The organism is Streptomyces colwelliae (assembly GCF_048158785.1).
GTDB lineage: Bacteria > Actinomycetota > Actinomycetes > Streptomycetales > Streptomycetaceae > Streptomyces.
Genome location: NZ_JBLTJC010000516.1, coordinates 1 through 6,039 on the forward strand (window position 1 = coordinate 1; position 6,039 = coordinate 6,039).

The window sequence follows — 6,039 nt, forward strand, 5'->3', positions numbered from 1 at the left end:
AGGTGGAGGGGTGGGCGGCGGCGATGTGGTTCACGGACGCGGCGAGGTCATGCGCGAAGACGAGAACGGGCGTCACGCGTGCGTGCGTCGACGGCTTCATGAACCGGAGCGAGAACTACACCGCCGACGGCCTGCTGGTTCCCGTCTCCTTCGGGCGGCTCGCCGAACCGCCCACCACACGCAGGACGTGTCTGTCGGTGGCCCGCTGGCAGGACGGCAGAGGGTGGGTCCCGCAAGGGGACATGAACCGCACGTGTTTCGAGGTGCCGCAACTGCCGTACCGCCCCTGACGCAGGCCGCCGTAGACACACGGCCGCCCTCGATCCGGACCGTCCTTGATAGAGACTTCGACCATGTTGGAGACCTCGGCACGACTCCTGCGGCTGCTCTCGCTGCTCCAGGCCCACCGCGAGTGGTCCGGCGCCGACCTGGCCGACCGACTGGGGGTCACCCCGCGCACCGTGCGCCGGGACGTGGACCGGCTGCGGGAGCTGGGGTATCCCGTCAACGCCAGTCCCGGCACGGGCGGTGGCTACCAGCTGGGCGCGGGCGCCGAGTTGCCGCCGCTGCTGCTGGACGACGACGAGGCGGTCGCCGTGGCGGTCGGGCTGCGGACCGCCGCCGGGCAGGGCATCGAGGGCATCGGCGAGACCTCCGTACGCGCCCTCACCAAGCTCGAACAGGTGCTGCCGAGCCGGTTGCGCCGCCGGGTGGGCGCCCTGAACGCGTTCACCGTGCCGATGCTGCACAACACGCTGCCGTCCGCCGTCGACCCCGCCGTCCTGACCGAACTGGCCGCCCTGTGCCGGGACGCCGAGCGGCTGCGCTTCGACTACGAGAGCCACGGCGGCGTCCCGACCCGCCGCAGCGTCGAACCGCACCGCCTGGTGTGCACCGAGCGCCGCTGGTACCTGGTCGCCTGGGACCTGGACCGCGAGGACTGGCGCACCTTCCGCGTCGACCGCGTCACGCCCAGGCCGCCGCACGGGCCGCGCTTCACCCCGCGCCCGGCACCGGCCGAGGACCTCGCCGCGTACGTCTCGAAAGGGGTCTCCACGCGCGCGTACGCCTCGCACGCCGTCGTACGGCTGCTCGTGCCCCTCCAGGAGGCGGCCGAGCGGATCTCACCGTCCGGCGGGACCCTGGAGGCGGACGGACCGGACGCCTGTCTGCTGCGGACCGGGGCCCCGAACCTCGACCTGATGGTGATCCACGTGATGATGATGGGCTTCGAGTTCGAGGTCCTGGAGCCCGTCGAGCTGACCGGGACGATCAGGACGGCCAGGGACCGTTTGTCCCGGGCGCTGGACCGGGACGGCAGGGGAGCCCACGGCGATTCTGTGCCGGAACGGTGAAACTCTTATGCGGCGTCAGCTCCCGCCGTACCGCACGGAATCGGAATGGAAAGGGGCGCCCGGCCGGTTCTCGCGGCACTTTCCGCCGGGCTATTCGGAGAGCCGGACCGACATGCGGGAATTACGTTCGAATGCCTGCGGAAGGCGTACGGAACCGCTCATACGTGTGAGGGAGGCTGAACAAAACACACGTCCTGATCCTGTGACAGAAGTGTGACCGGAGAGGGACGGAGTGAGCGGAAGAGGGGCTAGCGTGGCGGGCATGGCATCCATTCCGACTCCACCGGCAGAGCCCCAGGACAACCCGAACAGCTATGTGGGTCTCGACGCGACAGAGGCCGAGCGGCTCGCGCGGGAGCGCGGGTGGTCGAGCGTGCGGTCGCTGCCGCCGGGGGCCGTCATCACCATGGAGTTCCGGGCGGGGCGGCTCAACTTCGAGGTCAAGGACGGCAGGGTCGCGCGCGCCTGGAAGGGCTGAGCGCACACGTTGAGCACACACGTCGGGCGCGGACATCGGGCGCGGACGTGACGAAGGCCCCGGTTCCGCTGGAGGAACAGGGGCCTTCTTGATGCGCGGGGATGGTTGTGCGTACCGGCCCCGCGGTCTGGGTGGGTCGTCAGCCGCCCGGCAGCGGGCGGGCCGCGGCCGGGGTGGTGCCGCGTGCCACGCGGTCCGGGTGCGGCGGGCGGCGGCTGCCGATCGGGGTGACCGGGGTGCGCTCCGAGCGGGTCGTGTGCGGGCCCGGGGTGAGATGGACGGGCGGGCGGGCCGAACGGCTCGCGGTGACCGTCTCGCGGGCCGCCGGGACCTCGTCGCCCGAGGAGGACGCGCGCGGCTTGAGCAGCACCGGCGCGGTGACCGGGGACGCGGGAGCGGGCGCGGACGCCGTACCGCCGCGGCGGGCGCGCCAGCGGTCGCGCAGGTCGAAGATCCGGGTCTCGGCCAGGGCGATCAGCGGCTCGCACCAGGGGAGGGCGAGCAGGACCAGCAGACCGGCGGCCCAGCCGAGCAGCACGTCGCTCAGCCAGTGCGTGCCGAGGTACACCGTGGCGAGGCCGACGCCGAGCGAGGTCACCGCGGACGCGGCGGACAACCAGCGGCGGGCGGCCGGCGTGGAGGCCAGATACGCCAGGATTCCCCAGGTCACGACCGCGTTGGCGGTGTGGCCGCTGGGAAATATATCGCCGCCCAGACCCATCTCGTTCGAGCCGATGACGGTGGCGTAGTGCGGGCCGAGACGGCCCATGCCGAGCTTGGCCGCGCCGACCGTGATGTTCAGCAGCAGCAGCAAGGTGCCCAGGGTCAGCAGCGGGCGCAGTGTGTGCTGCCGCCAGGAGCGCCAGCCCAGCCAGGCCGCGACCATCACCGCGGTCGGGCCGCGCTGGCCCAGGACCACGTAGTAGTCGACGAACCAGTGGATGCCGGCCCACTGCTGGTACGGCCGGAAGAACATGACCTGCCAGTCGAACCGGACCAGCCAGGACGTGGTCACCACGAGCCACACGATCGCCAGATAGAAGGCCAGGGTCGCCGCGAAGAGCACGACCCTGTGCCGGCTCATCTTCGGCACATCGATGTTGGCCGGCCGTTCGGGTTCACGGTCCAGCCTCGCGAACACCCGGTCCAGACGGGTGAGGTTTCGTTCGGTACGCACTCAATCGACGTTACAGCGAGTGAGTGTGGATCCCCGTCGAATCAGCGGCTTTGTGATGACGATGTGATGTGGGAAAGCTCTCAGGCGCAGGTTTATTTCCGAGGATTCCGCAATCCCGGACGGCTCCGTCCTTCAATTCCTTTGATCATGCCGGGTCGAGTTTTAAGGCCCTTATTAACGAGTTCACCAAATGCTGGGATGGAATTGGCCGGGCGCTCATGGAGCGTGACGAGTGGATCATGGGGGACCGGAGCCGTTCAGCCAGAACGCCCCGTACGCGGCCGACGCCACCGCGACACCGCCCACCACCCACGCTGACCTGGACGTACGCAGCCGGGCCAGGGCGAGCGCGAGGGGGAGCAACAGGGGGAAGGCGGGCATCAGCAGGCGCGGTTTCGAGCCGAAATAGCTCGACGCGCACAGCGCGAGCGCGGTGACGACCCCCGTGTACACCAGGAGGGGCAGCGGCTGGCCCTGCCGGACGCCCACGACGTACAGCCAGAGCACCAGCCCGACCCCGACGATCAGCCCCACCCCGGCCAGGGCCGACGGGAACGACGTGAACTTGTCGCCGACGAAACGGGCGAAGGCGGCACCCCCGTCGAAACCATTGCGCCAGCCCGCCTGCACGTCGAGATAGCCCAGCGGGCCCTTGCCGGTGCGGTGGCCGACCCACAGGACGTACCCGGCGGCGCCCAGGGGCGCGAGCGCCATCCCGAGGGCGCACCGCCAGACTCGCGCGCCGGGCGCGGGCGCCGTGCTGCGGTCCCGCACGAAAGAAGTGTCCGCGCGCGGGGCGGACGGGGCGTCCGCGCGCGGGGTGAGTCCGGTGAACGAGGTGATGCCCGCGACCCACACCGCCGCGACCACGGCGAGCCCCACGGGCCGCGTCAACCCGGCCAGCAGCGCGAGCGTGCCCGCCGTCAGCCAGCGGCCCGTCAGCACGGCGTACAGGGACCAGGCGGCGAGCGCAGTGAAGAGCGACTCGCTGTACGCCATCGACTGCACGATCCCCACCGGGAGCACGGCCCACAGCAGCACGGCACACACCCCGGCCCTACGGCCGTACACGTGCTCCACGACCGCGAAGATCCCCCAGGCCGCCGCGAGCGAGGCGAGCAGGCTCACCACGAGACCGCCGTCCGCGTACGACAGCGGGGACACCGCGTGTATGACCCTTTCCAGCCAGGGCAGCAGCGGGAAGAACGCGAGGTTCGAGTGGACGTCGCCGTTCGGGAGGCGGACCTCGTAGCCGTAACCGAGGTCGGCGACCCGCGTGTACCAGAGGGCGTCCCACCGGGCCGTCAGCAAGGTGTGGGCGCTCTTGCCGTGCGCCGCGCTCCACACCGTGAGCACCACCAGGCCCAGGGCGCGGACGGCGGCGTACCCGAGGAGGGCCGGGGCCGCCCGGCGCAGAGGTGCTGCGAGATCGTTCACGGACCCGATTATCGAGGGGGCGCGGAACCGGCAGGCCCGGCGGGGCGTGGTCCACGGAAGGGCGAGTGGTGTACGCCACACGTGTTCTCCGGGGAGTGTGAGAGGTCCGCCACGTGGCATTGGCGTGAACTCGCGTACGCTGACGGCTCACTCGCCTTCGTTGCGCGGGTCGGAGATACCGCTCCTCTCCGGCCGCAGTCACGGGGAGTCCCCACCCCGTGAGCCCCGCCGAACGCGAGGGAACATCTGGGAGGTAGTACATGTCCGGGACGTCCATGGCTGCCGCAGCGCTGCGCCGTCGGGCGGCCGGGGCCGGTGCCAACCGCTGGGTCGTCCTCGTCGTCCTCTGCGTCAGCCTGCTCCTCGTCGCGCTCGACGCCACCGTGCTGCATGTCGCGGTGCCGGCCGTCACCGAGGACCTCAAACCCGGCGCGATAGAGCTGCTCTGGATCGTCGACGTCTATCCGCTGGTCTGCGCCTCGCTCCTCATCCTCTTCGGCACGCTCGGCGACCGCGTCGGCCGCAGGCGCATCCTGCTCCTCGGCTACGGCCTCTTCGGCATCGCCTCCGGGCTGGCCGCCGTCGCCCATGACGCCCAGGTCCTGATCCTCGCGCGGGCGCTGCTCGGCGTCGGCGGCGCGATGATCATGCCGGCCACGCTCTCGATCCTCCGCCAGGTCTTCCCGGACCGGCGTGAGCGGGCGGTGGCGATCGGCGTGTGGAGCGCGGTGGCGGCGGTCGGCGCGGCGGTGGGCCCACTGCTCGGCGGCTTCCTGCTCGAACACTTCTGGTGGGGCTCGGTCTTCCTCGTCAACATCCCCCTGATGCTGATCAGCCTCCCGATCGGCCGGCTCCTGCTCCCCGAGTCCCGCGGCGACCGCAACGGCCCGTGGGACGTCGTCGGCGCGCTCATGGCCGCGGGAGGTCTCTTCGGCGTCGTCTTCGGCGTGAAGCGGCTCGGCGGGGGTGAGCCCGTGGAGAGCGGGTGGACCGTGGCCCCGCTGCTCGTGGGCGCGGTGCTGCTGGTTCTTTTCGTACGACGACAACGGCGCCGTACGCATCCGCTGGTGGACCTGAAGATGTTCCGCAGGCCGGCGTTCAGCACGTCCGTCGGCTGCATCGTGCTGGCGATGCTGGCCCTGGTCGGCCTGGAGCTGATCGCGGCGCAGTACCTGCAACTGGTGCTGGGGCTGTCGCCCCTCCAGACGGGTCTACGGCTGCTGCCGCTGACGTTCGCGGCGATGGCGGCCGGGTTGTTCGGGGCGCGGATGCTCCGGCGTTTCGGGCCGCGGCGGATGGTGTGCTCCGGGTTCTGCCTCACCGCGGTCTCGGTGCTGACGCTGACCGCGATGGGCGGGCGGGACAACACCGGGCTGCTGCTCTTCGGGTTCCTGCTGCTCGGCTTCGGCCTGGAGATGACGCTCTTCGGGGCGTACGAGTCGATGCTGAGCGAGGCGCCGCCGGCCCAGGCGTGCCGGTGTAGGGCAGGTCGTAGACCTTGTTGTGGGTGATGGTGGTGTGGTCGGTGTAGCCGGCCAGGATGCCGATGGAGCCGTTGTACTGGTCGGCGACCTTGGTGACCACGTTGTTGG

General features: G+C 71.0%; 4 protein-coding genes and 2 pseudogenes. 4 read left to right on the forward strand and 2 right to left on the reverse strand.

Going from position 1 to position 6,039, the window contains the following annotated elements; translation table 11 throughout:
- The 3 genes and pseudogenes from ACNFOC_RS49445 to ACNFOC_RS49455 form a co-directional block, all read left to right on the forward strand.
- Window positions 1–290 (forward strand): annotated as a pseudogene (locus ACNFOC_RS49445) (ABC transporter substrate-binding protein); the annotation flags it as partial.
- 63 nt (window positions 291–353) lie between these two features.
- Complete coding sequence (locus ACNFOC_RS49450) at window positions 354–1,355, forward strand: helix-turn-helix transcriptional regulator (RefSeq protein ID WP_416965548.1); 1,002 nt, start codon at window positions 354–356, stop codon at window positions 1,353–1,355.
- Between the two features lie 262 nt (window positions 1,356–1,617).
- Complete coding sequence (locus tag ACNFOC_RS49455) at window positions 1,618–1,833, forward strand: I78 family peptidase inhibitor (RefSeq protein ID WP_416965549.1); 216 nt, start codon at window positions 1,618–1,620, stop codon at window positions 1,831–1,833.
- A 139-nt stretch (window positions 1,834–1,972) separates the two neighbouring features.
- Here ACNFOC_RS49455 and ACNFOC_RS49460 read toward each other — a convergent pair whose 3' ends face one another.
- Window positions 1,973–3,010, reverse strand: coding sequence for a phosphatase PAP2 family protein (locus ACNFOC_RS49460; protein ID WP_416965550.1), 1,038 nt, complete (start codon window positions 3,008–3,010; stop codon window positions 1,973–1,975).
- A gap of 237 nt (window positions 3,011–3,247) precedes the next feature.
- Window positions 3,248–4,447 (reverse strand): putative hexosyltransferase, encoded by a 1,200-nt coding sequence (locus tag ACNFOC_RS49465; RefSeq protein WP_416965551.1) that lies wholly within the window; start codon window positions 4,445–4,447, stop codon window positions 3,248–3,250.
- Window positions 4,448–4,707: 260 nt separating this feature from the next.
- On the opposite strand from ACNFOC_RS49465, the pseudogene ACNFOC_RS49470 reads away from it, so the two are divergent.
- Window positions 4,708–5,919, forward strand: a pseudogene (locus ACNFOC_RS49470) (MFS transporter); the annotation flags it as partial.
- Window positions 5,920–6,039: the final 120 nt, after the last annotated feature.